We start from the raw sequence: 25339 nt of genomic DNA, 5'->3' as shown, positions 1-25339 counted from the left end.
GTCGCGGGCGGCTTGCGTCGCGCAAGCGCCCTGTCGCATCAGGCCATTTTTCTGAGCCGGGCTCAACCGGCTGCGCCGCGCAAGCTGTGTGAAAAGTCGATTCATCCGACATAAGACCAGCGCGCAGCGGCATAGAGCGCATTTCACTCCAGATTGACGTATGCGTCAATCAGTATTTTTGAGTGTCACTCAAATTTCTACGGCACGCCATCAGCGTCTATTTACCGTGGTAGTATCGGCCGCAACGGAGCCATCCTGCTCCGAAATCTGAACTGGACTCATATGATGGGCGTAGCCAGGGCCGAAGCACCGGCATCGCGCCGCCAGCCGGCGGGACGCAAGTCGCAGCAACGCGTGAAGGAAATTCTTCAGGCGGGCCGCGACGTCTTTTCCGAAAAGGGTTACGAGCGCGCGACCACGGCGGAGATCGCGCAACGGCTCGGCATTTCCGAGGCCACGGTGTTCAGCTACTTTCGCGGCAAGCGCGAACTGTGCGCGCGCGTGATCGGCGACTGGTACGACGAGATCATCGAAGCGATCGAATCGGGCCTGCCCCGCGACGGCAGCATCCGCCAGCAGTTCGCGTTCATCGTCCGCACGCATTTGCGGCTGATGCTGGTCAACGGAACGGGGCTGTGCGCGCTCGTGCTGTCGGAAGGCCGTACGCGTCAGCACGAACTCAGCGAAGAACTGACGGGGCTGCAACGGCGCTACACGGCGCCGCTGATGCGCGTGCTGTCGCAGGGGCAGCAGACGGGGCACATCCGTTCGGACATGCCGCTGCGCCTGCTGCGCTCGCTCGTGTTCGGCCCGATGGAACACGTGCTGTGGGACGCGGCGCTCGGCAATCGCCGCACCGATATCGACGCCACCGCCGACCGCCTGATCGACGTGCTGTGGTCGGCGCTGCAGCCGCCCGATGCATCGCTCAATGCGCTCGTGCAGTTTCGTCAGGAAGTGAGCGAGGCGACACGCCGTCTCGCTGAAGCGGAAGCCGTGCACAAACAGCGCGCGCCCCGGCTCGCACAGACGAACGAAGACACCTGAACCCGCAGGTATCAACAGGCGCGCCCGGCCGGGCGCGCGACTTGCTGACGATTCCATGCCAGCAATGAAACCCAAGGAGGACCGGCCATGTCGACCACGCCCAACAAAGGCGAGAACCCGATCCGCCCCGATCAGTCCGATGTCGTGCAAACCGACTTGCCCGATGTCGGGCCGCCGCAGGACCCGGATGCGCCGCCGCTCGATCCCGACGTCGATCCCGATCACGAGAACGAAAAGCCTTAGAGCGGCGTTCGCGCATCCGTTCACCACAAAAACAGGGAGGATCATCGTGCAACACGCCATCAACAGAACTTGCCGGATCGGCCTCGCGAGTGCGCTGCTCGCCATCGCGTCCACATCGGCGTCGACGGCGGCGTTCGCTCAAGGCGCGCCGCAATCGATCACCGAGCGCCACACGGAAGTCACGCAGACGGGCAGCGGCTTTCGCGCTTCGAAGCTGTCGGGCACGAGCGTCTATAACCGCGACAAGGACAAGATCGGCACCATCGACGATGTGATCGTCTCGCCGTCCGACCACAACGCATTCGCGATCCTGTCGGTGGGCGGCTTCCTCGGCATGGGCAAGCACTATGTCGCCGTGCCGCTGGGCGATCTGCAGATCACGGCGAAGGCGGTGACGATGCCGGACGCGACGAAGTCGTCGCTGGAAGCGCTGCCCGAATTCAAGTACGCACCGGATTGAGCCGCCGCTTCCGCTGTTCCCGCTGCATGGCCGCTGCGCACCGCTCGTGCAAAGCGGCCATGTTCACTCTTCGATCAGCGCCGGAATCTCAGCGACGAGCGCATCGATTGCGCAGCGTGTCTTCGACGCCATGTAGCGCGTTTGCGGCCACACCACGTTGATCTCCTGCGGCGGCAGACTGCAACGCCCCTTGACCAGCACCAGTTCGCCCGCCTTCACATGACGCGCGAGCAGCCACGACGGAATGCGCGCGAGCCCGAAGCCGGCAATCGCCGCTGCGGCGATCGCCTGCACGTCGTCCATGCTCAGTTGCGGGCGTATCTTCACGCGCTTCACCTGTCCCGTATCGTCGCGCAGATCCCACGGCACCAGCGCACCGGCGCGCGCGTACACAATGCCGTCGCGCCCGTCCATCTCGTCGAGCGAAACGGGCATGCCGTGCTGCGCGAGATACGACGGTGCCGCGCCGATGCTCGTGTACTGCACGCCGAGCCGCCGCGCCGCGAGACTCGTGCTGTCGCGCAGCTCACCGATCCGCACGGCAAGGTCGAAGCCTTCTTCGACGAGATCGACCATGCGGTCGCTGAACGACATGTCGATCTGCAATTTCGGATGTCGCCGCGCGACATTCATCAACACGGGCGCGACGCACAACTGGCCGAACGCGAGCGGCAGGCTCACGCGCAGACGTCCGCGCGGCGTGCGCCGGCCGCCTTCGAGTTCTGCCTCGGCAGCTTCCAGTTCGGCGAGCGCGCGCACGCAGCGCTCGTAGTACGCCTGGCCGTCTTCCGTCAGGCTCTGACTGCGCGTCGTGCGATGTATCAGCCGCACGCCGAGGCGCGTTTCGAGCCGCGCAATCACCTTGCCGACGGCCGAACGCGTGAGGTTCAGCCGCTCCGCCGCAACGGCGAAACTGCCTGCTTCGACGACCTGCACGAAGGTCATCACGCCATCGAGCCGATCAGTCATCGCGCCGCCTCATTGGTTCCGTAAGGGAATCATTCATCGGAATATGCCTCGCCAATCGGGACTAGTGTTCCCGATATAGTAGCCGCACCTTCACCGCATCGGGTGCACGCCATGCCGCGTCTTCATCCTCGCAAGAACACACTCGCGCTGCTCGCCGCCTGCCTTTCGTCATTGATGTTCGGCCTCGAAATTTCCAGCGTGCCCGCGATCCTGCCGGCGCTCGAACAGCTTCTGCACGGCGATTTCAACGACATGCAATGGGTCATGAACGCCTACACGATCGCCTGCACGACAGTGCTGATGGCGACGGGCACGCTCGCGGACCGCTACGGACGCAAGCGCGTGTTCGTCGTCAGCATTGCGCTGTTCGGCATCACGTCGTTGCTGTGCGGGCTCGCGCCCAACATGGCAGTGCTCATCGCGGGCCGCTTTCTGCAAGGCGCAAGCGGCGGCGCGATGCTGATCTGCCAGGTGGCCGTGCTGTCGCATCAGTTCCAGCAGGGCCACGAGCGCGTGAAGGCGTTCGCCGCGTGGGGCATCATCTTCGGGATCGGACTGGGATTCGGGCCGATCATCGGCAGCGCGACGGTTGCGCTGATCGGCTGGCAATGGGTGTTTCTCGCTCACGCGCCGCTCGCACTGGCTACCATCGCGCTCGCGGCAAGCGGCGTCGGCGAGTCGCGCGATCCGCATGCGCAAAAGCTCGACGTGTGGGGCATCGTGACCTTGTCGCTGGCCGTGTTCGGCGTCGCCTTCTACATCACGCAAGGCGCCGGTCTCGGCTTTGCGAGCATGACCGCGCTCGGCATCGTCGCGGCGAGCGCGCTGTGTCTGATCGCGTTCTGCATCGCCGAGACCATCAACGCGCATCCGATGTTCGACTTCTCCGTGTTCCGCATCCGTGCATTCTCGGGCGCGTTGATCGGATCGGCGGCGATGAACTTCAGCTTCTGGCCTTTCATGATCTATCTGCCCGTGTACTTTCACCATGTGCTCGGCTACGACGATCTGCATGCCGGACTCGCGCTGCTCGCCTATACACTGCCGACGCTCGTCGTGCCGCCTGTCGCTGAGCGCCTCGCGCATCGCTATCGGCCGGGCTTCGTGATTCCCGGCGGGCTGTTCACGATCGGCCTGGGCTTCTTTCTGATGCACGCCGGCAGCGGCGCGGAACATGCGAGCTGGGTCACGATGCTGCCGGGCTGCATCGTCGCCGGCGTGGGGCTCGGCCTCACCAACACGACGGTGACGAATACGACGACAGGCGCTGTATCGACGGCGCGCGCGGGCATGGCTTCGGGCGTCGACATGAGTGCGCGGATGATCGCGCTCGCGATCAACATCGCGTTGATGGGGTTCGTGCTGGTGGCGGGTGTGAAAGCGTACTTGTCGCACGCATTGCCGGACGTGCAGGACGCTGCGCAGATTCACGCGGTGAGCGCTGCAATTGCTGCAGGCCACGTCGTCGCGCTCGATCCGAAGATGGCACACGATGCGCTCGTGCACGGGTTCCGCTGGGTGATGATGTATGGCGGCGTGGGTGTGTGGTTGCTCGCGCTGGCGAGCTTCGTGACGTTCGGCGCGTTGACGAAACGTCCGTCACTCCGCGAAGCGCGTGCTACGACATGCGCGCAATCCACAGACTGAAACAAAAAAGCGTGAGCGCGGATGACGCGCTCACACTTTTCAGACGTGCGAATCAGTAGTACGGATACGGCGCGTAGACCACACCCGGCGGGCCATAGTAGTAAGGACGCGGCGGCCCATAGTAAGCAGGCGCTGGCGCATAGTATGCAGGCGGCGTCGCGTAGACGGGCGCCTGCGGCTGCGCAATGCTGTTGCCCTTCGACGTCATGCACTGTGCGTACGCCGCATCGTAGCGGGCCTGCAAACCATACGCCGAATACGACGCACCATTTGCCCCCGTCGCTCCGCCGATCAGCAGGCCGCTGCCCGCCCCGATCGCCGCGCCCGCGCCGGCATTACCCGCCGCCGCACCGAGCAGCGCGCCGACGGCTGCGCCGCCCAGCGTGCCGACCGCCGCGCTGCCCGCCGCATTGTTCGTCGCCGCCTGCGCTGCGCCGTTCGCGTCCGTGCTGTGGTACGCGTAGTCGCGACACGCGTAGTCTTCCTGCTGGAACTGTTCGAGCGGCTCGCCCTTGCGCGGCAACGCCACGACGCTCGGCCCGCTGGGCGGCGCCACTGCGCAACCACCCAATGCAAGCAACACCCCGACGACGACCGCCGGCATAGCGACCTTTCTAGCGACCTGAGTCTTGTTCATCTTCGTCGACCTGCCAATGTGAAAAAACCAACCTGCAATATATGAACAATAGTCGAATCGACTCGCAAGTGAGTTACTAATCCGTTACTGGATATTTCTGTGCAAGACGCTGAGCAAAGGTAAAAAAGGATGGACGAAATTCACCTTGAAGTTGCCGCCGTATATGTGCATCATGCACATATGCACAGTGCACACATTGAGGTGACGCGATGACCCGGCGCACGGAAAATCTGCTTGGCGTGCTTGCCCTTCTGGTGACGGACGAACTCGACGCGCAGCCTTCCATTCCCGCGCTGTCCGGCTCGACAGCACGTGCGATGCTCAATGCGATCGGCCAGTATCCGAATTCATCGATCGAACTGCTGCGCGATGCCGTCGATCTTTCGCATCCCGCCGCCGTGCGCGCCGTCGCGGGCCTCGTCGATGCGGGGCTGGTCGAAAAGAAGGCGGGCAGCGACAAGCGCTCCGTCGCGCTGGTGTTGACGGCAAGCGGGCGCCGCGAAGCGAACCGCTTGCGGACCGCGCGCGGGCGCATGCTCGAACGGATCGTCGCACGCCTTGACGAAGACGAGCGCGATGTATTCGAGCATCTGCTGATCAAGATTCTCTGGAACGAGACGCGCGACGCGTCGCACGCCATGCAGCTGTGCCGCTTCTGCGACGACAAGCCGTGCCTGAAAGCGGGCTGCCCCGTCGAATGCCGCGACCAGGGGCTGCCGATGCCGGGCGGAGACGCATCGTGAACGCACCCGATAACCGCACGGCAAATCCGCCCGTGCGCTGGAGCGCCGTGGCCGCGCTGACGGCCGTCTCGACGCTTGCGCAGATCGGTCAGTTCGGCATCGGCTTCATGGTGCTGCCCGTGTGGCTCGCGCAACAAGGGCTCGACGCGCCGCGCGCCGGACTGTTCGCAGCCGCTCAATGGACGGGCATGTTCATCGGCCTGCTGTTCGCGCCGCGTTTGATAGAGCGTGTGGGTTCGAAGGCGACGGTGTCGCTGGGACTCGCGGCCTCGCTGATTGCGTACGGGTCGTTGGTCGCCTTGTCGTGGCCCGCGTGGATCGTGCCGGGCATGCTCACGGGACTTGGCATCGGCTTGCGCTGGATCGCGAACGAAACCTGGCTCTACAGTCTCGTGCCCGCCGGCAAGAGCGGCAAAGTGGTCGGCATCCATGAGGCGCTGATCGGATCGGCGGGCGTGCTTGCGCCCGCGCTGGCCGTCGTGTGCGGCGTGAACGGAACACTCGTATTCCTCGCGGGCTCGTTCCTGACGGCAGCCGCCGCGATTCCGCTCTGGTTCACGCGATCGTCTGCGCGGCAGCACGCCTCCGTGCCGCATATCGCGCACGGCAAACGCGTCGAACTCGGCCCGGTCGTGTGCCTCGGTCTGGTCACGATCGCCGTCGGCGGCATCGGCGATGGCGCACTCTATGGACTCTTTCCACTCTTCGCCGACAGCCGCGGCCTCACCATCGCACAAACCGCGACGATGCTCGCGTGTTTCGGCATGGGCGGGATGGTGCTGCAATTTCCCGTTGGATGGCTGGCAGACCGTTTCGGTCTCGCCGCGACGGTGATCGTTTGTGCGTTGGCGAGCACGATATCGATCGTTGGGTTTTCGTTCGCGCCGTCGGCTTCGTTTGCCTGTATCGTGGCCGCGCTCGTTCTCGGCGGCATGAACAGCGCGTACATCACGCTCGGCATGTATGCGGCCGCGTGCAGCGACAAAGAGGCGATCACGCGCAACATGCGTGTTCTATCGCTAGCCTTCACCGCATGCTCGATCGCCGGGCCGCTGTTTGCCGGCCCTGCGATGAAAGCACTCGGTAACGATCTGCTGATGTGGCAACTCGCGATCATGAGCGGCGCACTCATGATCTACACGCTAGGCATGCGCGAAGGGCACCGCCAGGCGCGACAGCGTACGCCCTCGCCTTCGTCGCCATGAACGCGCAGCGCGTCTTTTAACGCGCCGCGCGCCGCCTTCGCATCAACGCAAACGCACCAGCGTCGACTTCAGCTCCGTGTATTTCTCCAGTGCATGCAACGACTTGTCGCGCCCATTGCCCGACTGCTTGTAGCCGCCGAACGGGAAGTTCATGTCGCCGCCTTCGTCATAGCAGTTGACCCATACCGTCCCCGCGCGCAGACGCCGCGACACTTCATGCGCCGTCGTCAGATTCGAGGTCCACACGGCTGCGGCCAGACCATAGTCGCTGTCATTCGCGATCTGCACGGCTTCGTCGACCGTATCGAACGTGATTACCGAGAGCACCGGACCGAAGATCTCTTCACGCGCAATTTTCGCGTCGTGTTTCGGCACATCGAAAACAGTCGGCTCGATATAGAAGCCACCGCTTTCCTGCTGCACGCGCGCGCCGCCATGCAGCAGTTTCGCTTCGGCGCGACCTGCTTCGATATAGCCGAGCACGCGATCGAGTTGCACCTGATCGACGATCGCGCCCATCGACGTCTTCGGATCCAGCGGATTGCCCGGCGCATAGCCGCGAGCCGCCGCGACCAGCTTGTCGAGAAATGCGTCCTTGATGTCGCGATGCACGAGCAGACGTGAGCCCGCCGTGCACATCTCGCCCATGTTGTAGAAGATCGCGCCCGCCGCCGTCCTGGCCGCGCGGTCGAGATCGGGGCAATCGGGCAGCACGATATTCGGCGACTTGCCGCCCAGTTCGAGCCACACGCGCTTCAGATTGGACTGACCTGCATACTGCATGATCAGCTTGCCGACATTCGTCGAACCAGTGAACGCGAGGCAATCCACATCGTGATGCAGCGCGAGCAGTTTGCCCGGCTCGCCGCCGCCCGGCACGACATTGAATACGCCAGCAGGGATACCCGCTTCGTGCGCGAGTTGCGCGACGCGAATCGCGGTCAGCGGCGACTTCTCCGAAGGCTTGAGCACCACGCTATTGCCTGCCGCAAGCGCGGGACCGAATTTCCACGACGCCATCAGGATCGGGAAATTCCACGGCACCACGGCCGCGACGACGCCGAGCGGCTCACGCGTCACGAGTCCAACCAGGTGATGATCGGCGGGCGCCACTTCGCCGCCTACTTTATCGATCGCTTCTGCAAACCATTCGACGCAATAGACCGCGCCCGGCACATCCACCGTCGTCGTGTCGCCGATCGGCTTGCCCGCATCGAGTGTTTCCAGCAACGCGAGTTCGTCGAGATGCTCGCGCATCAGCGCTGCCCATTTGAGCAGCTTTGCCTTGCGCTGACGCGGATTGAGTCCGGACCATACGCCTGCATCGAATGCACGGCGCGCAGCGCGCACGGCGGCATTCACGTCGGCTTCGCCGCAATCGGCGACCTTGACGAGCACCTTGCCGTCAATAGGACTGACGCAGTCGAACGTCCGCCCGTTTCCGGCGGAACGGTATTCACCGTCGATAAATGCGCGCCCTTCGATTGCAAGCGCTGCTGCCTTTTCTTGCCAGTAAGCCAATGTCGTCTTGTCCATCAGGATGCCTCAATGTTATGCGTTCAGCGCAGACCATCCGGTATGCGCATCATTCAATGCTGCGCCGATACGCGTTGACGCGAAGCGGCGTGCGAAAAGACCTAGAAAGTGGGCGGCGAATTGGCCGACACGACTTCGCACACCTGCTGCGCGCTGGGATTGCGAAAACGATGCGGTAAGCGGCTTTCGAAGTAATAGCTGTCACCGGGGTCGAGCAGCCACGTGGTGCCGTCGACGGTCAATTCGAGTTGACCGCTGACCACCACGCCGCCCTCGTGCCCCGCATGCTGCAACATTTCAGGGCCCGTATCCGCGTGAGGCTGATACACCTCGCGCATGATGCCCATATTGCGGTCCTTGACACTCGCGCCCGCCAGATAGAACTCGATCTGCTCATTGCCGAGATTCGGCATGTCGGCACGGCGCGACACCACCGTGCGATCGGCCTCGACTTCAAATGTGAAGAATTCGGCGAGGCTCATCGGAATGCATTCGAGCAACTTCTTTAGCGAGCCGACGGAAGGACTCACGCGATTCTGTTCGATCAGCGAAATCGTGCCATTCGTCACGCCCGCCCGTTTAGCCAGCTCGCGCTGCGAAAGACCGTGCTTTTTGCGGATGTATTGCAGGCGGGTGGCGACTTCAATGGACATCGATGTACTCACGAAAACGGAAAGTTCTGCACAAGGAAAACGTCGCTCGAATAGCACGCGCGTGTGTTGAATATTCTAATCACTTTAAATTGATCGCCGCTGGGGAAAACCCTGAAAGCGAAACGAAATTTTTACGCATCGACCCGCTTCAAAGTGGACATAAATGCGTATAGATAGCTCAGGGTAAGCCCTCATCAAAGATTCGTAAAAAGACTTTGACGGCCTTTTTGACTCGTATATGCTGAACTACAGGTTGATGTTGCTTTGCTTGTTTAGCCGGTTGAAAGGCTCGATTCATCGCCGCGCAACGGGTAAAAGATGCAATTCGAATAACAACCTGTCGTCCCGTTTCTTTAAACGTCAGACGCGTTTTTCGAGCGGGGCGTTCAATACTTTCAACGTGCCAGTCGAGTGTAATCGTGAGAGTCCGAGGCCCTTTGGTTAGGTGGGATCGTAGTCAGTTCGCGAGGTGTCTTCGCGCTGACAACGCCATCGCCGACGGCAGCAACGGCAGGCTTGCGTTTCGCCGCTTTCTGTCCGTCTTCACGATCCTGTCGCGCCGTTCCGTTCGTCGTCACAACTCCATTTCAGCGCGTGCGTTTATCGCGGTGCATACCGACGAAGTCGCATCGCTCTTGCCCTAGCGCCTCTCCGCCTTTCGCAGTCCGGCCCGCTCGCGGGTCAACGCTTCGCGCGCTTGCATGCGCTGCGGCATCGGTCGCGCTCGTCCTTAAAACGGGCTCGCGCCGTTGCACGCCTGCGATTGCACGCAGCGGAGCCAACCGGACCGCGTATCTGATTGCAACACGCGGCGCGATGCGCTGACGGCGCTGCCACGCAAGCACCATTCAGCAGCTTTGCGCTCTGCGCACGGCGGCGGAATCGTGCCGCACGTACACGATGCAATATTTGCTGCGTTCCAGCAATCAACAACGAATACACGTTAGTCATGCAAATCAAACCCCTGGTCGGCATCAGCGCCGACAGAACGATGATGGGCCCGCACCCGTCGCACGTCGCCGGCGAGAAATACATCGCTGCCGTCGTGGACGGCGCACAGGCGCTCGCGATGCTGTTGCCCGCGTTAGGCGAGCGGCAGGCGCCCGAAGATCTGCTTGCACATATCGACGGCCTGCTCTTCACGGGCAGCTACTCGAATGTCGAACCGGATCGCTACGGCGGTCATGCGAGCGCGCCCGGCACGCTGCACGACGCCGCGCGCGACGCGACGACACTGCCGCTGATGCGTGCCGCGATCGACGCGGGCATTCCCGTCCTCGCTATTTGCCGTGGCTTCCAGGAAATGAATGTCGTATTCGGCGGAACGCTGCATCAAAGCGTTCAAACGGTGGACGGCTATGACGACCATCGCGAGAACAAGGAAGACGACCTCGACCTGCAGTACGCGCCCTCGCATGCGCTGCATCTCGTGCAAGGCGGGCTGTTGCAGAAGCTCGCCGGCGGCGCGAGCGAAGTGCGCGTGAATTCGCTGCATGGACAAGGCGTCGAGCGGCTCGGCGACGGCCTCACGGTCGAAGCCCGCGCGCCGGACGGTTTGATCGAAGCGATCGGCGTATCGCATGCGCGTGCCTTCACGCTGGGTGTGCAGTGGCACCCGGAGTGGAAGCATGCGAGCGACGCGTTATCGACCGCGATCTTCCGTGCGTTCGGTGCGGCGTGCCGCGATCGAATGCGCATCAGGACGGGTTCGGCAGCGGCTGCAAGCGCACATGTCTGATCCCCGTCCAGCGCAAAAAAACAGAGAGAACGATCATGCATGAAATTGACGAGTTTCTGAAGAAGCATCACATCACTGAAATCGAAGCGATCATTCCCGACATGGCGGGCATCGCGCGCGGCAAGATCATTCCGCGCAGCAAGTTTGAATCCGGCGAGTCGATGCGTCTGCCGCAAGCGGTGATGATCCAGACCGTGACGGGCGAGTATCCCGAAGACGGCACGCTCACGGGCGTCACCGATCCCGACATGGTGTGCGTGCCCGATCCGTCGACGATCCGCATCATTCCGTGGGCCGTCGATCCGACCGCGCAGGTGATCCACGACTGCGTGCATTTCGACGGCACGCCCGTTGCGATCTCGCCGCGCCGCGTGCTGCGCCGCGTGCTCGACCTGTACAAGGCCAAGGGCTGGAAGCCCGTCATCGCACCGGAGTTGGAGTTCTATCTGGTCGACATGAACAAGGATCCCGACCTGCCGTTGCGCCCGCCCGTCGGACGTACGGGGCGCGCTGAAACGGGACGCCAGGCGTATTCGATCGAAGCCGTCAACGAGTTCGACCCGCTGTTCGAAGACATCTACGAGTACTGCGACATCCAGGAACTCGAAGTCGACACGCTGATTCACGAAGTGGGCGCCGCGCAGATGGAAATCAACTTCCTGCATGGCGATCCGCTCAAGCTCGCGGACCAGGTGTTCCTGTTCAAGCGCACGGTGCGCGAAGCGGCGCTGCGTCATCACATGTATGCGACGTTCATGGCGAAGCCGATGGAAGGCGAACCGGGCTCGGCCATGCACGTGCATCAAAGCCTCGTCGATGAAGAGACGGGCCAGAACCTGTTCACGGGCAGCGACGGCAAGCCGACGGAAATGTTCAACCAGTACCTTGCCGGTTTGCAGAAGTACACGCCTGCGTTGATGCCGATCTTCGCACCGTACATCAACTCGTATCGCCGCCTGTCGCGTTTCATGGCTGCGCCGATCAACGTGCAATGGGGTTATGACAACCGCACCGTCGGCTTCCGCATTCCGCATTCGGGCCCGCAGGCGCGCCGCATCGAGAACCGCATTCCGGGTGTCGACTGCAATCCGTACCTCGCGATTGCGGGCACGCTCGCGGCCGGTTATCTCGGCATCACGCAGCGGCTCACGCCCACCGAGCCTCTCTCCAGCGACGGCTATGAACTGCCGTATCAGCTGCCGCGCAATCTGGAAGAAGGACTCACCTTGATGGGCGCTTGCGAGCCGCTTGCCGAAATCATGGGCGAGCAGTTCATCAAGGCATACCTCGCGCTAAAGGAAACCGAATACGAAGCGTTTTTCCGCGTGATCAGTTCGTGGGAGCGCAGGCATTTGCTGTTGCACGTCTAAGACTTTTTCGAAAGTACTCGGCAGACAACACGCAATAGCAAAGAAAACTGGAGGCAACATGAGTTTCAGGACAGAAGAAATCGCTTACGTGCAAGCCGCTCAACCGGCCGCAAGGGCAAGCGCATCGCAACAGTTGCGCAGCACCGCGGAATACCGCGCGCTCGACGCCGCGCATCACATTCACCCGTTCTCCGACATGGGTGCATTGAATCGCACCGGCAGCCGCGTGATCGTCAAGGCAGAAGGCGTCTATCTGTGGGACTCCGACGGCAACAAGATCATCGACGGCATGGCGGGGTTGTGGTGCGTGAACGTCGGCTATGGACGCAAGGAACTGGCGGACGCGGCGTATAAGCAATTGCAGGAACTGCCCTTCTACAACACGTTCTTCAAGACCACGCATCCGCCTGTGATCGAACTGTCGGCCTTGCTCGCCGAACTGGCGCCCGCACCGTTCAATCACTTCTTCTATTGCAACAGCGGCTCGGAAGGCAACGACACCGTGCTGCGCATCGTCCACCAGTACTGGGCGACGCAAGGCAAGAAGCTGAAGAAGTTCGTCATTTCGCGCAAGAACGGCTATCACGGTTCCACGATCGCGGGCGGCACGCTGGGCGGCATGGGCTATATGCACGAGCAGATGCCTTCACAGGTCGAGCATATCGTGCATATCGACCAGCCTTACTGGTTCGGCGAAGGCGGCGACATGACGCCGGAAGAATTCGGCCTCGCGCGAGCACGCCAGCTCGAAACGGAGATTCTCGAACTCGGCGCGGAGAACGTCGCTGCGTTCATCGGTGAGCCTTTCCAGGGGGCGGGCGGCGTGATCTTCCCGCCTTCCACCTACTGGCCGGAAATCCAGCGCATCTGCCGCAAGTACGACGTGCTGCTCGTCGCCGACGAAGTGATCGGCGGATTTGGGCGCACGGGCGAATGGTTCGCGCATCAGCATTTCGGCTTCGAGCCGGATCTGATCACGATGGCGAAGGGTCTGACGAGCGGCTATATCCCGATGGGCGCTGTCGGCCTGCATGACCGTATCGCGAAGGCGATCATCGAAAACGGCGAGTTCAATCACGGCCTCACCTATTCGGGTCATCCCGTTGCCGCCGCCGTCGCCGTCGCGAACCTGAAGCTGCTGCGCGACGAGAAGATCGTCGAGCGCGTGAAGAACGAAACGGGCCCGTATTTCCAGCAGTCTTTGCGCGAAGCGTTCGCGAATCATCCTATCGTCGGTGAAGTGGCGGGCACGGGTCTCGTCGCAGGCGTCCAGCTCGCCGAAAACCCGAAGACGCGCAAGCGCTTCGAGAACGGCGGCGACGTCGGCACGATCTGCCGCGACTTCTGCTTCAACGGCAATCTGATCATGCGCGCAACGGGCGACCGCATGCTGCTCTCGCCGCCTCTCGTCGTCACGAAGAGCGAGATCGACGAGATCGTTTCGAAGGCGAAAAAAGCCATCGACGCAACCGCAGAACAACTCGGGCTTTCGTAACGGCAGTCAGACCACCGGCGCGGGCGCCGTGACGCAATCGACAACGCGACACACGCTCATGCCGGACTTTTCTTCAAGGGAAATCAACATGAGCGTTTGGTATCTTCGTCATGCGGTCGCGGGGGCCGCACTGCTCGCCGTGGCCGGCATCACTGGACTTACTGGCACGGCGGCGCACGCTGCCGACACGGAGCTGAATGTTTATAACTGGTCCGACTACATAGCGAAGGACACGATTCCGAACTTCGAGAAACAGACGGGCATTCACGTCAAGTACGACAACTACGACAGCGACGACACGCTGCAGGCCAAACTGCTGGCGGGCAGTTCCGGTTACGACATCGTCGTGCCGACCTCGAACTACATGGCCAAGCAGATTCAGGCCGGCGTCTACCAGAAGCTCGAAAAGGCGCAGATTCCCAATCTGAAGAATCTCGACCCGACCTTGATGAAGCTGATCTCGGACGCTGACCCAGGCAACCAGTACGGCGTGCCGTGGGCGTATGGCACGGACGGCATCGGCTACAACGTGCAGGCCGTGCAGAAAGTGCTCGGCGCGAATGCGCCCGTCGACAGCTGGGCGCTCGTGTTCGATCCCGCCAATCTGTCGAAGCTCAAGAGCTGCGGCGTGTCGTTCCTCGATCAGGCCGTCGACGTGTTCGCCGCAACGCTGCAATACATGCACAAGGATCCGAACAGCACGAACCCCGGCGACTATCAGGCTGCCTATGAAGTGCTGAAGAAGGTCCGTCCGTACATCACGCAGTTCAATTCCTCGGGTTACATCAACGACCTCGCGAACAACGACGTGTGCGTCGTAGTGGGCTGGTCGGGCGACGTCGGCATCGCGCGACGCCGCACCGAAGAAGCGAAGCGTTCGTATGACATCAGGTTCTCGAACGTGAAGGAAGGCGGCCTGCTGTGGTTCGACGTAATGGTGGTGCCGAAGGATGCACCGCATCCGGAGGCCGCGATGAAATGGATCAACTACATTTCGGACCCGAAGAACAACGCCGCCATCACCAACGAAGTGTTCTACCCCACCGCCAATCGCGCCGCGCGCCAGTTCGTCACTCCGGCTGTCGCGCAGGATCAGACGGTCTACCCGGCCGACGACGTGATCGCGAAGATGACCCTGATGAAACCGATGCCGACAGATATTCTGCGACTCGAAAACCGCCTCTGGGCGCAACTGAAAACCGGTCATTGAACCTCGTGATTCAACGCCGGTTATCAGAGACATGAAAGGGAACTGAATGAAGCGGTGGAGGGATCGCTCGATCCCTCCACCGCAGAGCAGTCACGCTGTCAGTCTGCGCCTCGCGCGCAGCCCCATGTTTCCCCGATTGCAGCACGATCCTGCGAGCGCTTCGCGCGCCTCGCCAGGGCCCGTTCGTGCCTGCGATCCGCAAAGAACGGTCACACATGAATACGACGCACACCACGCAAACAGCGAATGCGGCCAAGCAGCCCCTGACCACGAATGCGACGAAAACGAACACGGACCAGTTCGTCCGCATCGAAAACGTCGTGAAGAAGTTCGGCGACAGCACGGCGGTCGACAACGTCAACCTGAGCATCGCAAAGAACGAACTGTTCGCGCTGCTCGGCAGTTCGGGCTGCGGCAAGTCCACGCTGTTGCGCATGCTGGCGGGCCTGGAGACGGCCACGTCCGGCAAGATCTATGTCGACGGCGAAGACCTTGCAACCTTGCCGCCTTATCGCCGCCCCGTGAACATGATGTTCCAGTCGTACGCGCTCTTTCCGCATATGACGGTCGAATCGAATGTCGCGTTCGGCCTCAAACAGGAAGGCACGCCGAAGAACGAGATCAGGGAGCGCGTCGCCGATGCGTTGAATCTCGTGCAGATGAGCAAGTACGCAAAGCGCAAGCCGCATCAACTGTCGGGCGGTCAGCAGCAGCGCGTCGCGCTCGCGCGTTCGCTGGTCAAGCGACCCAAGCTCCTGCTGCTCGACGAGCCGATGTCCGCGCTCGACAAAAAGATCCGCCAGAAGACTCAACTCGAACTCGTGAACATCATCGAGAAAGTCGATGTCACCTGTGTGATGGTCACGCACGATCAGGAAGAAGCGATGACGATGGCAAGCCGCCTCGCCGTCATGAGCGAAGGCCGCATCGTGCAGATCGGCTCGCCGTCGCAAGTCTACGAGTTTCCGAACAGCCGCTTTTCCGCCGAATTCATCGGCTCGACCAATCTGTTCGAGGGCGTCGTCGTCGAAGACGAACCGGATCACATCTTCGTCGAAAGCGAGGATCTCGAAGCGCGCATGTACGTGAGCCACGGCGTGACGGGACCGCTCGGCATGCCCGTCGGCATTTCGGTGCGTCCCGAGCGCGTACGCGTGTCGCGCGAGAAACCGGGCGCGGCACACAACTGGGCACGCGGCGTCGTGACGGATGTGGCGTACATGGGCAGCTATTCGCTGTATCACGTGCGTCTGCCGAGCGGAAAGACCGTCATGTCGAATCTCTCCAGTTCGCACCTGATGAGCGAAGGTGCGCCCGTCTACAACGACGACGTGTTCGTCTCCTGGTCGCCGTCGAGCGGCGTGGTGCTGACGCAATGAGAAATCCCGCCCAACCCGCAGCGGCGCAAATGGGTGCCGCACCCCATGCGAATCCCGCACTCGCATCGTTCAAACAGCGCCTCGCGAAGCTACTGCCTTCGGGCCGCAGCACCGTGATCGGCATTCCATTCATCTGGCTCACCGTGTTCTTCGCGCTGCCGTTCGTGCTGGTGCTGAAGATCAGCTTCGCCGATCTGCGCCTCGGCATTCCGCCTTATACGGAATTGCTGAGCGTGAAAGACGGCGTCGTGCATTTCGCGCTGCAACTGAGCCACTACGCGTTCCTGTTGCAGGACAGCCTGTACGTCGCGACCTATCTCAGCTCGCTGAAGATGGCGGCCATGTCGACCATCTGCTGCCTGCTGATCGGCTATCCGATCGCGTACTACATCGCGCGCTCCGCACCCGCGACACGCAACCTGCTGATGATGGGCGTGATGCTGCCGTTCTGGACGTCGTTCCTGATCCGCGTGTATGCGTGGATCGGCATTCTGAAGGACGACGGCCTGCTCAATCACACGCTGATCGCGCTCGGCGTGATTCACACGCCTTTCCGTCTCTATCACACGGATATTGGCGTCTATATCGGCATGGTCTACTCGTATCTGCCGTTCATGGTGATGCCGCTCTACGCGCATCTCGTGAAGATGGACCTGACGCTGCTCGAAGCCGCTTACGACCTCGGCGCGAAGCCGTGGACCGCGTTCACGCGCATCACGTTGCCATTGTCGAAGAACGGGATCATCGCGGGCTCGCTGCTCGTGTTCATTCCTGCCGTCGGCGAATACGTGATTCCCGAACTGCTCGGCGGCGCCGACACGCTGATGATCGGCCGCGTGATGTGGGATGAATTCTTCAACGACATGGACTGGCCGATGGCATCCGCCGTGACGGTAGCGATGGTGCTGCTGTTGCTCGTGCCGATGGCCGTATTCCAGTACTACCAGGTCAAGGAACTGGAGGGCGCGAAATGATCAAGCCGAACAAACCTTTATCCGCGACGGTGCTGACGCTCGGATTTCTGTTCCTCTACATTCCGATCATCAGTCTCGTCGTGTTCTCGTTCAACGAGTCGAAACTCGTCACCGTCTGGTCGGGCTTCTCGCTCAAGTGGTATGGCGCGCTGCTGCACGACGACGAACTGCTCACGGCCGCGTGGCTGTCGCTGAAGATCGGTTTGATGACGGCATGCGCGTCGGTCGTGATCGGCACGTGGGCGGGCTTCGTGCTCGCGCGCTTCGGGCGCTTTCGCGGCTTCACGTTCTTCGCGGGGATGATCAACGCGCCACTCGTGATTCCCGAGGTGATCCAGGGCATTTCGCTGCTGCTGCTCTTCGTCGCGCTGGAACAGATGATCGGCTGGCCCAAGGGGCGTGGCGTGCTGACGATGTGGATCGGCCACGTGATGCTGTGCGTGTCGTATGTCGCGATCATCGTGCAGTCGCGCGTGAAGGAACTGAACAAGTCCCTCGAGGAAGCCGCGCTCGATCTGGGCGCGACGCCGTTCAAGGTGTTCTTCGTGATCACGCTGCCGCTGATCTCGCAGGCGCTGCTCTCCGGCTGGATGTTGTCGTTCACGCTCTCCATCGACGATCTCGTGCTCTCCGCGTTCCTCTCGGGCCCCGGCTCGACGACGCTGCCGCTCGTCGTGTTCTCGCGCGTGCGTCTCGGCCTCAACCCGGAAATGAATGCGCTCGCGACGCTCTTCATCACGGCCGTGACGATCGGCGTGATCGCCGTCAATCAATGGATGCTGATGCGCGACCGCAAGCGCACCCGCGACATGCAAATGGCGTTCGCGCTTGCAGATGCAGCGGACGCCGACGCGCCAATGGCTACCACACGCTCTGCCCTTGCGGCAAACAAACTCGATACGGCCAACGCATAAGAAGTTCTTCGCAATACGACAAACAAGGAGAAAATTGCATGAGAAAGAAACTTATCTGTCTGCTGGTAGCGGGGGCTCTGCCGGGTGCCGCATTCGCGGACTCGACCAGCGCACAGATCAAGGCGCTTCAGCAACAGCTCAATGCGCTGCAAAAGGAAGTGAAGGAACTGCGCGCGCAAGTGGCGTCCGCTCCTGCCGCGAAGCCCGCGACGGGAACGGCCGCCACGCCGGCGCTGGCGGCCGCGCCCGTGGTCGATATTTCTTCACCCGATTACGGCAAGGCACCCGCGCGGCTCTCCAACGACGACGTGACCGCGATGAAGCAGCAGATCGCGAATCAGCAGTTGAAGGTGGACTCGCTGGAAGACGCCGCGCAGACGGGGCCGATCGCGGGTCTCTCGGTGACGGGCTATATCGACCCGACGTACATCTACAACCGCGCGCAGAGTTCCTCGTCGTTCCTGTTCGCGAACCACGAGAGCGCCTACAACTACTACAACAGCACGTTCGGCGATCTGTATCTCGACATCAAGAAGACATTCGGTGTCGGCCCGATGGCGCCGTCGGCGGAAATCACGCTGATGCCGAACCGCGGCAACGGCATCACGCTGCTGCAGAACTCGCATGGCGAGATCGGCAACAACATCCTGAATACGGCCGTGGTCAACGTGCCGCTGACGGGTTCGACGACCTTCGTCGCCGGCCTGATCCCGAGCTTCGGCGGTTACGAAGTGCAGCAGTCTAACCAGATGCTGACGCTCACGCATAACCTGCTGTACGACTTCTCCGATCCGGGCAGCTATGTCGGCGTCGGTGCGAACTATACGAAGGGCAACTGGGCGTGGAAATTCTTCCTCGGCAACGAACAGTACCGCACGTATGGCGCCGTCACGCAGACGGGTACGAATGCGCTGGGCGATCCGATTACGACGAGCAACAAGATTCCGACCTTCACGGCGCGCGCGGACTATACGTGGTCGAGCGCGCTGGATATCGGCGGTTCGTTCAACATCGGCCGTCAGACGCTGCCGAGCGCGGTCGACGCGACGACGGGCAACGTCACCTACGGTGTGGGCGGTCAGGCGCCAAGTTCGGGCGGCACGTTCTTCTTCGCCGAAATGGACGCGACCTACCTGCTCGCCGACGTGCAGTACAACGCCGAACTCGACTACGGCCAGCAGCAGAACGCCGCGTTCAACGGCGGTCAGGCGCAATGGTATGGCCTGTCACTGCTGGCGCACCGCAAGTTCAACATGCCCGTGGTCGGCCGCATGGGCGCAACGCTGCGCTATGACCTGCTCGTCAACAGCAAGAACGGCGGCGGCGGTGGCGGCATTGCGTTGAACTCGAACGGCATGGACGTGAACAACGGCTTCGGTATCGGCGCCGATTGTCTTGCGAACTCGAAGGCGAATGGCGGACTTGGCTTCGAATGCAAGGGCGCAAACCGTCAGGACATCGCGCTCGATCTGCTGTTCTTCCCGACGCAGCAGATCACGGTCAAGATCGAATATCGTCACGACTGGGCCAACCAGAACGTGTTCCTGCGCAACGATGGTTCGTATAGCAAGTCGAACGATCTGCTGGCCACGCAGTTCATTTACTCGTTCTAAGACGCAGCGCGGGAGCGGCGTGTGCCGCTCCCTTCTCTCACACTGCCTATGCTCAAATTCGCCAACCAGCCTCATGCCGCGTCCTGGTACGCAGCGAGCGTCAACGATTCCACCCGTCACCCGCCGCTGGACGACAACATCAGTGTCGACGTCTGCGTGATCGGCGCGGGACTGACGGGCATTTCCACCGCGCTCAATCTCGCCGAACGCGGGCATACGGTGGCGGTGCTCGAAGCGTCGAAAGTAGGCTGGGCCGCGAGCGGACGTAATGGCGGTCAGTTGATCGGCGGCTTTGCGTGCGATATCGACACATTCGCGAAGTACATGCCCGAAGGCGACGTGCAGCGCATCTGGGAAATGGGCCTCGAAACGCTCGATATCGTGAAGGAGCGCGTCGCGAAGCATCGCATCGACTGCGATCTGACGATGGGCTATCTGACGGCCGCCAACAAGCCCTCTCACGCCGATGCGTTGCGCAGCTGGCGCGACGATGCGAAAAAGCGCTTCAAATACGAGCGTTTTCGTTACGTCGAACGCGCGCATATGGATCAGTATGTGCAATCGTCCCGCTACCTTGGGGGTCTGTTCGATCCCGACAGCGGTCATCTGCATCCGCTCAACTATACGTTGGGACTCGCGCGCGCGGCCGTCGAAAGCGGCGCACGCATCTATGAAGACAGTTGCGTCACCGCGTTTCGCAGCGAAAACGGCATACATGTCGTCGAAACCGCGCGCGGTACGGTACGCGCGTCGTATGTCGTGCTCGCGTGCAATACGTGGCTGGGCGCGCTGGCGCCCGATGTGTCGCGCAAGATCATGCCCGTCGGCACTTACGTGATCGCGACGGAGCCGCTCGACGGGTCGCGCGCCGCCGCCTTGATGCCCGCACGCGCCGCCGTCTGCGACAGCCGTTTCGTGCTCGACTATTTCCGCCCTTCTCCCGACAACCGTCTGCTCTGGGGCGGCAAGGTCAGCTATTCCACGTTTGTTCCGCACAATCTCGGCGAAGCGATGCGTCGTGACATGCTGAAAACCTTCCCGCAACTCGCCGATGTCAAAGTCGACTACGCATGGGGCGGCTTCGTCGACATCACGATGAATCGCGCGCCGCATTTCGGCCGGCTCGCGCCGACCATCTATTTCGCGCAAGGGTTCTCGGGGCATGGCGTCAACACCACGGGTCTTGCGGGCAAGCTGATTGCGCAAGCGATCGACGGACAGGCATCGCGTTTCGATCTGTTCGGTAAAATCCGCCATCGCGACTTTCCCGGCGGCGCGATGCTGCGCACGCCGGCGCTCGTGCTTGCAATGGCCTGGTATCGGATGAAGGATCTGCTGTGACAGAAACACTCGACCGCCGCGCGGATGCGCTGATCCGCAACTCATACTATGAAGCCACGGTTTCGCGTCCGCTTGCGGACGATCCGATGCTCGAAGGTACGCTCGATGCCGACGTGTGCGTGATCGGCGCGGGCTTCTCGGGTTTGTCGGTGGCGCTGGAATGCCGTGCGCGCGGGCTTTCCGTCGTCGTACTCGATGCGCACCGTCCTGGCTGGGGTGCGTCGGGGCGCAATGGCGGGCAGATGCTCGCCGGCTTCGCGAAAGACGAGATCATCGAGAAACAGCTCGGCCTGGAAGGCGCGCGCGCTGCGTGGGCGTTATCGGTCGATGCCGTGAAGCTCGTGCGTGAAAGAATCGATCACTATGGGATCGAATGCGATTTCACGCCCGGCTTCATGACGGTCGCGACCAAGGCGAAGCGCGTCCCCGATCTGCGCGCATGGATGGATGCCGCGACGAACCGCTGGGGCTATCCGCACCTGTCGTGGGTCGATGCCGCGGAAATGCGCGGACGCATTGCGTCGGAGTCTTATCTGGCAGGCGTCTACGATGCGCTCTCCGGCCACCTGCATCCGCTCAAGTACTGCCTCGGTCTCGCCGAAGCCGCGCGGCGCGAAGGCGCCCAACTGTTCTCACATTCGCCCGTGCTCGAAGTCGTGCGCGGCGCGCGGCCCATCGTGCGCACCGCGACGGGCGAAGTGCACTGCCGCTTCGTCGCGGCATGCGGCAACGCAACGCTCGGCAACGTGTTGCCCGCGGCGATCGCCGCGCGCATCGCACCGATCGCATCGTATATCGTCGCAACGGAATCGCTCGGCAAGGAACGCGCCGATGCGCTGATCAAGGACCGCACCGCGATCTGCGACAACAACTTTTTCCTGCACTACTTCCGCGTGTCGGCGGATCACCGCGTGCTGTTCGGCGGGCGCGCGAGTTCGACGGGCGCATCGCCCGCGCAACTCGCCGACGATATCCGCAAGCGCATGCTCGGCGTCTTCCCGCAACTCGCGGATACGCGCATCGACTACGCATGGGGCGGCTTCGTCGACGTCACGCGCAATCGCGCGCCCGACTTCGGCGCGATCGATCCGAACTATTTCTATGTGCAAGGCTTCTCGGGTCATGGCGTCGCGCTGACGGGCATGGCAGGGCGCATCATCGCGAAAGCCATCACGGGCGATACCGCCGCGCTCGATCTGTTCGAGCGAATCCGGCATGCACGCTTCCCCGGCGGCCCAGCGCTGCGCGGTCCCGCGCTGGAGCTGGGCATGCTGTATCACCGCATTCGCGAGCTGTTCTAAGCCGCGCTGCAACACGTGCGGCACATGACAGGAGCCACTCGAAACGGCAAAATGGGCACCTCGCCTTCGACGCGCCAGGCAAGCTGCGCTGAAGGCTTACCGTAACCCACTGTCCGTTGCGACGAGGCGTCGATGACTGCCCTGCTCACTTCTGAAATCGCATCGAAATTCGCGGGCCTCGCGCTCGACCATCTGACGCGCGAGTACCCGAACAAGCTCACGCATTCCCTCGCCGGTCCGCAAGACGTGCAAGGTCCGCGTGCGCTGCATCCGATCTTTTACGGCAGCTATGACTGGCACTCGTGCGTGCATGGCTACTGGTTGCTTTTGCATCTGATCGAGCGCTTTCCCGAATTGCCGGAAGCGCCGCGCATCGTTGCCGTCGTCGACGAGCACTTCACGGAGCACAACGTGGCGGGCGAGCGCGCTTATCTCGACCTGCCGCACAACCGCGGCTTCGAACGCCCCTACGGTTGGGCGTGGCTGCTGGCGCTGTCGGGTCAGGTCGCGGCGCTGAAACTGCCGCAAGGCGCGCGCTGGACCCAGACCATCGAGCCGCTCACGGAAGCGTTCGTCGATCGCTTCGAGACGTTCTTGCCCATGGCGACGTATCCGCTGCGCGTCGGCACGCACTTCAACACGGCGTTCGCGTTGGCGCTCACGCTCGATTTCGCGCATCGCACGCAACGCGATGCGCTTGCAAAGTTGATCGTCGATACGGCAAAGCGCTGGTATCTGAACGATGCGGGATGCCAGGCATGGGAGCCGTCGGGCGACGAGTTTCTGTCGCCTGCGTTGATGGAAGCGGAGTTGATGCGCCGCGTGTTGCCGCCCGCCGAGTTCGAAGGATGGTTCACGCGCTTTCTGCCCGATCTGGCGCAACGGCAACCCGCGACGCTGTTCGTCCCCGCTACCGTCACGGATCGCAGCGACGGCAAGATCGCGCATCTCGACGGACTGAACCTGAGCCGCGCGTGGTGCCAGCGGTCGCTGGCGCGTGCGCTGTCGAACGACGACCCGCGCCGCGCGGTGCTGTTCGAAGCCGCCGACATGCATCTGGAAAGCGCGTTGCAGCATGTCGCGGGCGACTATATGGGCGAGCACTGGCTCGCTACTTTTGCGACGCTTGCACTCGAGGCCTAGCAGCAAGCGGGCGCTGGCCAAAGAGGCTGCACCGGCACTCGACGCCACGACGGCTCGCAGACTAAAGAAAACGCGCACCGTGCCGTAATCCGTGACAGTGCGGCGACTATCTGCCGTTCATCGCCAGCCAGCCTGCCTCGCCGCCCCCCGCCCAATGTCACCGTTTGAGTCCAGCGTTCCCGTTCCCCGCCTGCGCGCGTTCAGTCGCCTCGCGGGAAGACGGCCGCTGCTTGCGGGACTGCTCGGCACGAGCATCAGCGTCGCTGTCGTCGTTCTCACGCTCGTCGTTCTTCTCGCGGGTCGCCAGCAAGCACTGGATCGCGGCCTCGCGACTTCCACGGACCTCGCCGTTGCACTCAGCCGCGAGATCGGGCGAAACGTCGAGCTTTATGATCTGTCGTTGCAGGCAGTCGCGGAATCGGCTATCGACCCGCGCGTCAGCGCGCTACCCGACGATCTGCGGCGCAAAATCCTGTTCGATCGCTCCACTGCGGCACGCTATGTCAGCGGTGTGTTCGTCGTCGATCGCAACGGCAACATAACGATTGGCCGCGATAACCGCATCTTTCACGTCAATGTCGCCGATCGCGATTACTTCGTCGCCCAAAAGGCACGGGGTGGCAGTGGCCTGTTCGTCTCCAGACCCTATGCATCGAGAGCGCGCGACAACGCCCAATCGATTGCGCTCAGCCGCCGCATCAGCTTGCCCGACGGCAGCTTCGGCGGCATCGCGGCGCTCGCGGCGAACCTCGACTACTTCGAGCTGATGCTCAAGGAAGTATCGATCGGCCCGCGCGGCGCAGCCATCATCATTCAGACGGACGGCACCGTCGTGGCCCGCAATCCGCCATTGAAGACCGACGAACCTCGCAGCGTCGCGCAGTCTCCTACTTTCGGGCGAATGCAGGCGAACGATCAGGGCTTTTATGTGACACGTTCGCCTGTCGACGGCGTCAGGCGACTCTATGCGTTCGCTCATGTGCCTGGCTCCAACCTCATCGCGATCGTCGCGCCCTCTTACGACGACCTGCTGGCCGACTGGCGCCGACGCTCCACTGTGATCGGCGTGCTTTCAATACTGCTAAGCGGCGCCTTTGCGTATGTCGTGTGGGCACTCGTCTTCGGGCTGCAGTATCGGATCGCGCTGCAAACGCAGGTCAATCGCATGGCGGACACTGATCCACTCACGGGCGTGGCCAATCGCCGCTCGCTGGAAAAGTCGCTCAGGCAGATATGGGATGCGCACCGCCAGGACGGCAAAGCGCTTTCGGTTCTGTTCGTCGACGCCGACTATTTCAAGGAATACAACGACCAGCACGGACACGAAGCGGGAGACGATGCGCTTCGTTATATCGCCGACTGCCTGAAGTCGCAGGTGCGTGCCGGCGTCGACGTCATCGCGCGCTATGGCGGCGAGGAATTCGTCGTCGTGCTGCCGGACACCGCGTTGTCCGCTGCCGTCGAAGCGGCGGAACGCATCCGCGCAAGCGTCGAGCGCGGCACGATCGCATCGACGGAAAACGGCTTGTCGCCCGTCACCGTAAGCGTCGGTTGCGCTGTCGTGACGCCTGCGGAAGGCGCGACGATGGCGACGGCTGTGCGTGCTGCGGACCGCGCACTGTATATCGCGAAACATCGCGGCCGCAATCGCGTCAGCGTCGCGACTGCCGACATGTATGAAGACGCTCAGCGTCACGCTGACGTCGTCACGCCATGACGAC

Annotated in this window: 23 protein-coding genes; 19 read left to right on the top strand and 4 right to left on the bottom strand. The window is 62.3% G+C overall.

Annotation, left to right across the window (positions count from 1 at the left end; all coding sequences use genetic code 11):
- Nucleotides 1–282 precede the first annotated feature (282 nt).
- From G3N95_RS26100 to G3N95_RS26090, 3 genes are all read left to right on the top strand, one after another.
- Nucleotides 283–1047, top strand: a complete 765-nt coding sequence (locus G3N95_RS26100) for a TetR/AcrR family transcriptional regulator (RefSeq protein WP_205972966.1) — start codon at nucleotides 283–285, stop codon at nucleotides 1045–1047.
- An 87-nt stretch (nucleotides 1048–1134) separates the two neighbouring features.
- Nucleotides 1135–1290 carry a hypothetical protein gene (locus G3N95_RS26095; RefSeq protein WP_167538879.1) on the top strand — a complete coding sequence of 52 codons (156 nt, stop codon included), beginning with the start codon at nucleotides 1135–1137 and terminating at the stop codon, nucleotides 1288–1290.
- A gap of 46 nt (nucleotides 1291–1336) precedes the next feature.
- A complete protein-coding gene (locus G3N95_RS26090; protein WP_205972965.1) occupies nucleotides 1337–1750 on the top strand; it encodes a PRC-barrel domain-containing protein in 414 nt (137 codons plus the stop codon).
- A 63-nt stretch (nucleotides 1751–1813) separates the two neighbouring features.
- On the opposite strand, the gene G3N95_RS26085 is transcribed toward G3N95_RS26090, so the two are convergent.
- Nucleotides 1814–2719, bottom strand: coding sequence for a LysR family transcriptional regulator (locus G3N95_RS26085; protein ID WP_205972964.1), 906 nt, complete (start codon nucleotides 2717–2719; stop codon nucleotides 1814–1816).
- 111 nt (nucleotides 2720–2830) lie between these two features.
- Between G3N95_RS26085 and G3N95_RS26080 the strand changes: the two genes are divergently transcribed.
- Nucleotides 2831–4366, top strand: coding sequence for an MFS transporter (locus G3N95_RS26080; protein ID WP_205972963.1), 1536 nt, complete (start codon nucleotides 2831–2833; stop codon nucleotides 4364–4366).
- A 52-nt stretch (nucleotides 4367–4418) separates the two neighbouring features.
- On the opposite strand, the gene G3N95_RS26075 is transcribed toward G3N95_RS26080, so the two are convergent.
- Nucleotides 4419–5003 (bottom strand): glycine zipper family protein, encoded by a 585-nt coding sequence (locus G3N95_RS26075; RefSeq protein WP_205972962.1) that lies wholly within the window; start codon nucleotides 5001–5003, stop codon nucleotides 4419–4421.
- A 209-nt stretch (nucleotides 5004–5212) separates the two neighbouring features.
- Here G3N95_RS26075 and G3N95_RS26070 point away from each other — a divergent pair, with 209 nt between their 5' ends.
- Together G3N95_RS26070 and G3N95_RS26065 are read left to right on the top strand one after the other, a co-directional pair.
- Nucleotides 5213–5746, top strand: a complete 534-nt coding sequence (locus tag G3N95_RS26070; RefSeq protein WP_205972961.1) for a MarR family transcriptional regulator — start codon at nucleotides 5213–5215, stop codon at nucleotides 5744–5746.
- Nucleotides 5743–6951, top strand: a complete 1209-nt coding sequence (locus tag G3N95_RS26065; protein ID WP_346778406.1) for an MFS transporter — start codon at nucleotides 5743–5745, stop codon at nucleotides 6949–6951. Before G3N95_RS26070 ends, G3N95_RS26065 begins: the two co-directional genes overlap by 4 nt.
- A 42-nt stretch (nucleotides 6952–6993) precedes the next feature.
- Here G3N95_RS26065 and G3N95_RS26060 read toward each other — a convergent pair whose 3' ends face one another.
- Entirely contained in the window at nucleotides 6994–8487 is a 1494-nt protein-coding gene (locus G3N95_RS26060) for an aldehyde dehydrogenase (RefSeq protein ID WP_205972959.1), read from the bottom strand.
- Between the two features lie 101 nt (nucleotides 8488–8588).
- Nucleotides 8589–9140, bottom strand: coding sequence for a cupin domain-containing protein (locus tag G3N95_RS26055; protein WP_205972958.1), 552 nt, complete (start codon nucleotides 9138–9140; stop codon nucleotides 8589–8591).
- Nucleotides 9141–9577: 437 nt separating this feature from the next.
- Here G3N95_RS26055 and G3N95_RS40650 point away from each other — a divergent pair, with 437 nt between their 5' ends.
- The 13 genes from G3N95_RS40650 to G3N95_RS25995 all read left to right on the top strand — a co-directional run bounded on the left by G3N95_RS40650 (nucleotide 9578) and on the right by G3N95_RS25995 (nucleotide 25335).
- Nucleotides 9578–9784: a hypothetical protein gene (locus tag G3N95_RS40650; protein ID WP_039901929.1), complete on the top strand. Its 207-nt coding sequence runs from the start codon at nucleotides 9578–9580 to the stop codon at nucleotides 9782–9784.
- Between the two features lie 305 nt (nucleotides 9785–10089).
- Nucleotides 10090–10878: a gamma-glutamyl-gamma-aminobutyrate hydrolase family protein gene (locus tag G3N95_RS26050; protein ID WP_205972957.1), complete on the top strand. Its 789-nt coding sequence runs from the start codon at nucleotides 10090–10092 to the stop codon at nucleotides 10876–10878.
- A 35-nt stretch (nucleotides 10879–10913) separates the two neighbouring features.
- Nucleotides 10914–12248, top strand: a complete 1335-nt coding sequence (locus tag G3N95_RS26045) for a glutamine synthetase family protein (protein WP_205972956.1) — start codon at nucleotides 10914–10916, stop codon at nucleotides 12246–12248.
- A gap of 58 nt (nucleotides 12249–12306) precedes the next feature.
- A complete protein-coding gene (locus tag G3N95_RS26040) occupies nucleotides 12307–13743 on the top strand; it encodes an aspartate aminotransferase family protein (RefSeq protein ID WP_205972955.1) in 1437 nt (478 codons plus the stop codon).
- Nucleotides 13744–13831: 88 nt separating this feature from the next.
- A complete protein-coding gene (locus tag G3N95_RS26035; protein WP_205972954.1) occupies nucleotides 13832–14953 on the top strand; it encodes a polyamine ABC transporter substrate-binding protein in 1122 nt (373 codons plus the stop codon).
- 263 nt (nucleotides 14954–15216) lie between these two features.
- On the top strand, nucleotides 15217–16332 hold the full coding sequence (gene potA, locus G3N95_RS26030) for a polyamine ABC transporter ATP-binding protein (RefSeq protein WP_346778412.1): 1116 nt from the start codon (nucleotides 15217–15219) through the stop codon (nucleotides 16330–16332).
- Nucleotides 16329–17306 carry an ABC transporter permease subunit gene (locus G3N95_RS26025; RefSeq protein ID WP_205972952.1) on the top strand — a complete coding sequence of 326 codons (978 nt, stop codon included), beginning with the start codon at nucleotides 16329–16331 and terminating at the stop codon, nucleotides 17304–17306. Before potA ends, G3N95_RS26025 begins: the two co-directional genes overlap by 4 nt.
- Nucleotides 17303–18220 carry an ABC transporter permease subunit gene (locus G3N95_RS26020; RefSeq protein WP_205972951.1) on the top strand — a complete coding sequence of 306 codons (918 nt, stop codon included), beginning with the start codon at nucleotides 17303–17305 and terminating at the stop codon, nucleotides 18218–18220. Before G3N95_RS26025 ends, G3N95_RS26020 begins: the two co-directional genes overlap by 4 nt.
- 38 nt (nucleotides 18221–18258) lie before the next feature.
- On the top strand, nucleotides 18259–19833 hold the full coding sequence (locus tag G3N95_RS26015; protein ID WP_205972950.1) for a DUF3138 family protein: 1575 nt from the start codon (nucleotides 18259–18261) through the stop codon (nucleotides 19831–19833).
- A gap of 48 nt (nucleotides 19834–19881) precedes the next feature.
- A complete protein-coding gene (locus tag G3N95_RS26010) occupies nucleotides 19882–21174 on the top strand; it encodes an FAD-binding oxidoreductase (protein WP_205973011.1) in 1293 nt (430 codons plus the stop codon).
- Entirely contained in the window at nucleotides 21171–22475 is a 1305-nt protein-coding gene (locus G3N95_RS26005) for an FAD-dependent oxidoreductase (RefSeq protein WP_205972949.1), read from the top strand. Before G3N95_RS26010 ends, G3N95_RS26005 begins: the two co-directional genes overlap by 4 nt.
- Before the next feature lie 132 nt (nucleotides 22476–22607).
- A complete protein-coding gene (locus G3N95_RS26000) occupies nucleotides 22608–23618 on the top strand; it encodes a DUF2891 domain-containing protein (RefSeq protein WP_205972948.1) in 1011 nt (336 codons plus the stop codon).
- 154 nt (nucleotides 23619–23772) lie between these two features.
- A complete protein-coding gene (locus tag G3N95_RS25995) occupies nucleotides 23773–25335 on the top strand; it encodes a GGDEF domain-containing protein (RefSeq protein WP_205972947.1) in 1563 nt (520 codons plus the stop codon).
- Nucleotides 25336–25339 lie beyond the last annotated feature (4 nt).

It is taken from the genome of Paraburkholderia sp. Tr-20389, from assembly GCF_017104565.1.
GTDB lineage: Bacteria > Pseudomonadota > Gammaproteobacteria > Burkholderiales > Burkholderiaceae > Paraburkholderia.
This window is presented reverse-complemented; position numbering and strand designations above follow the sequence as displayed.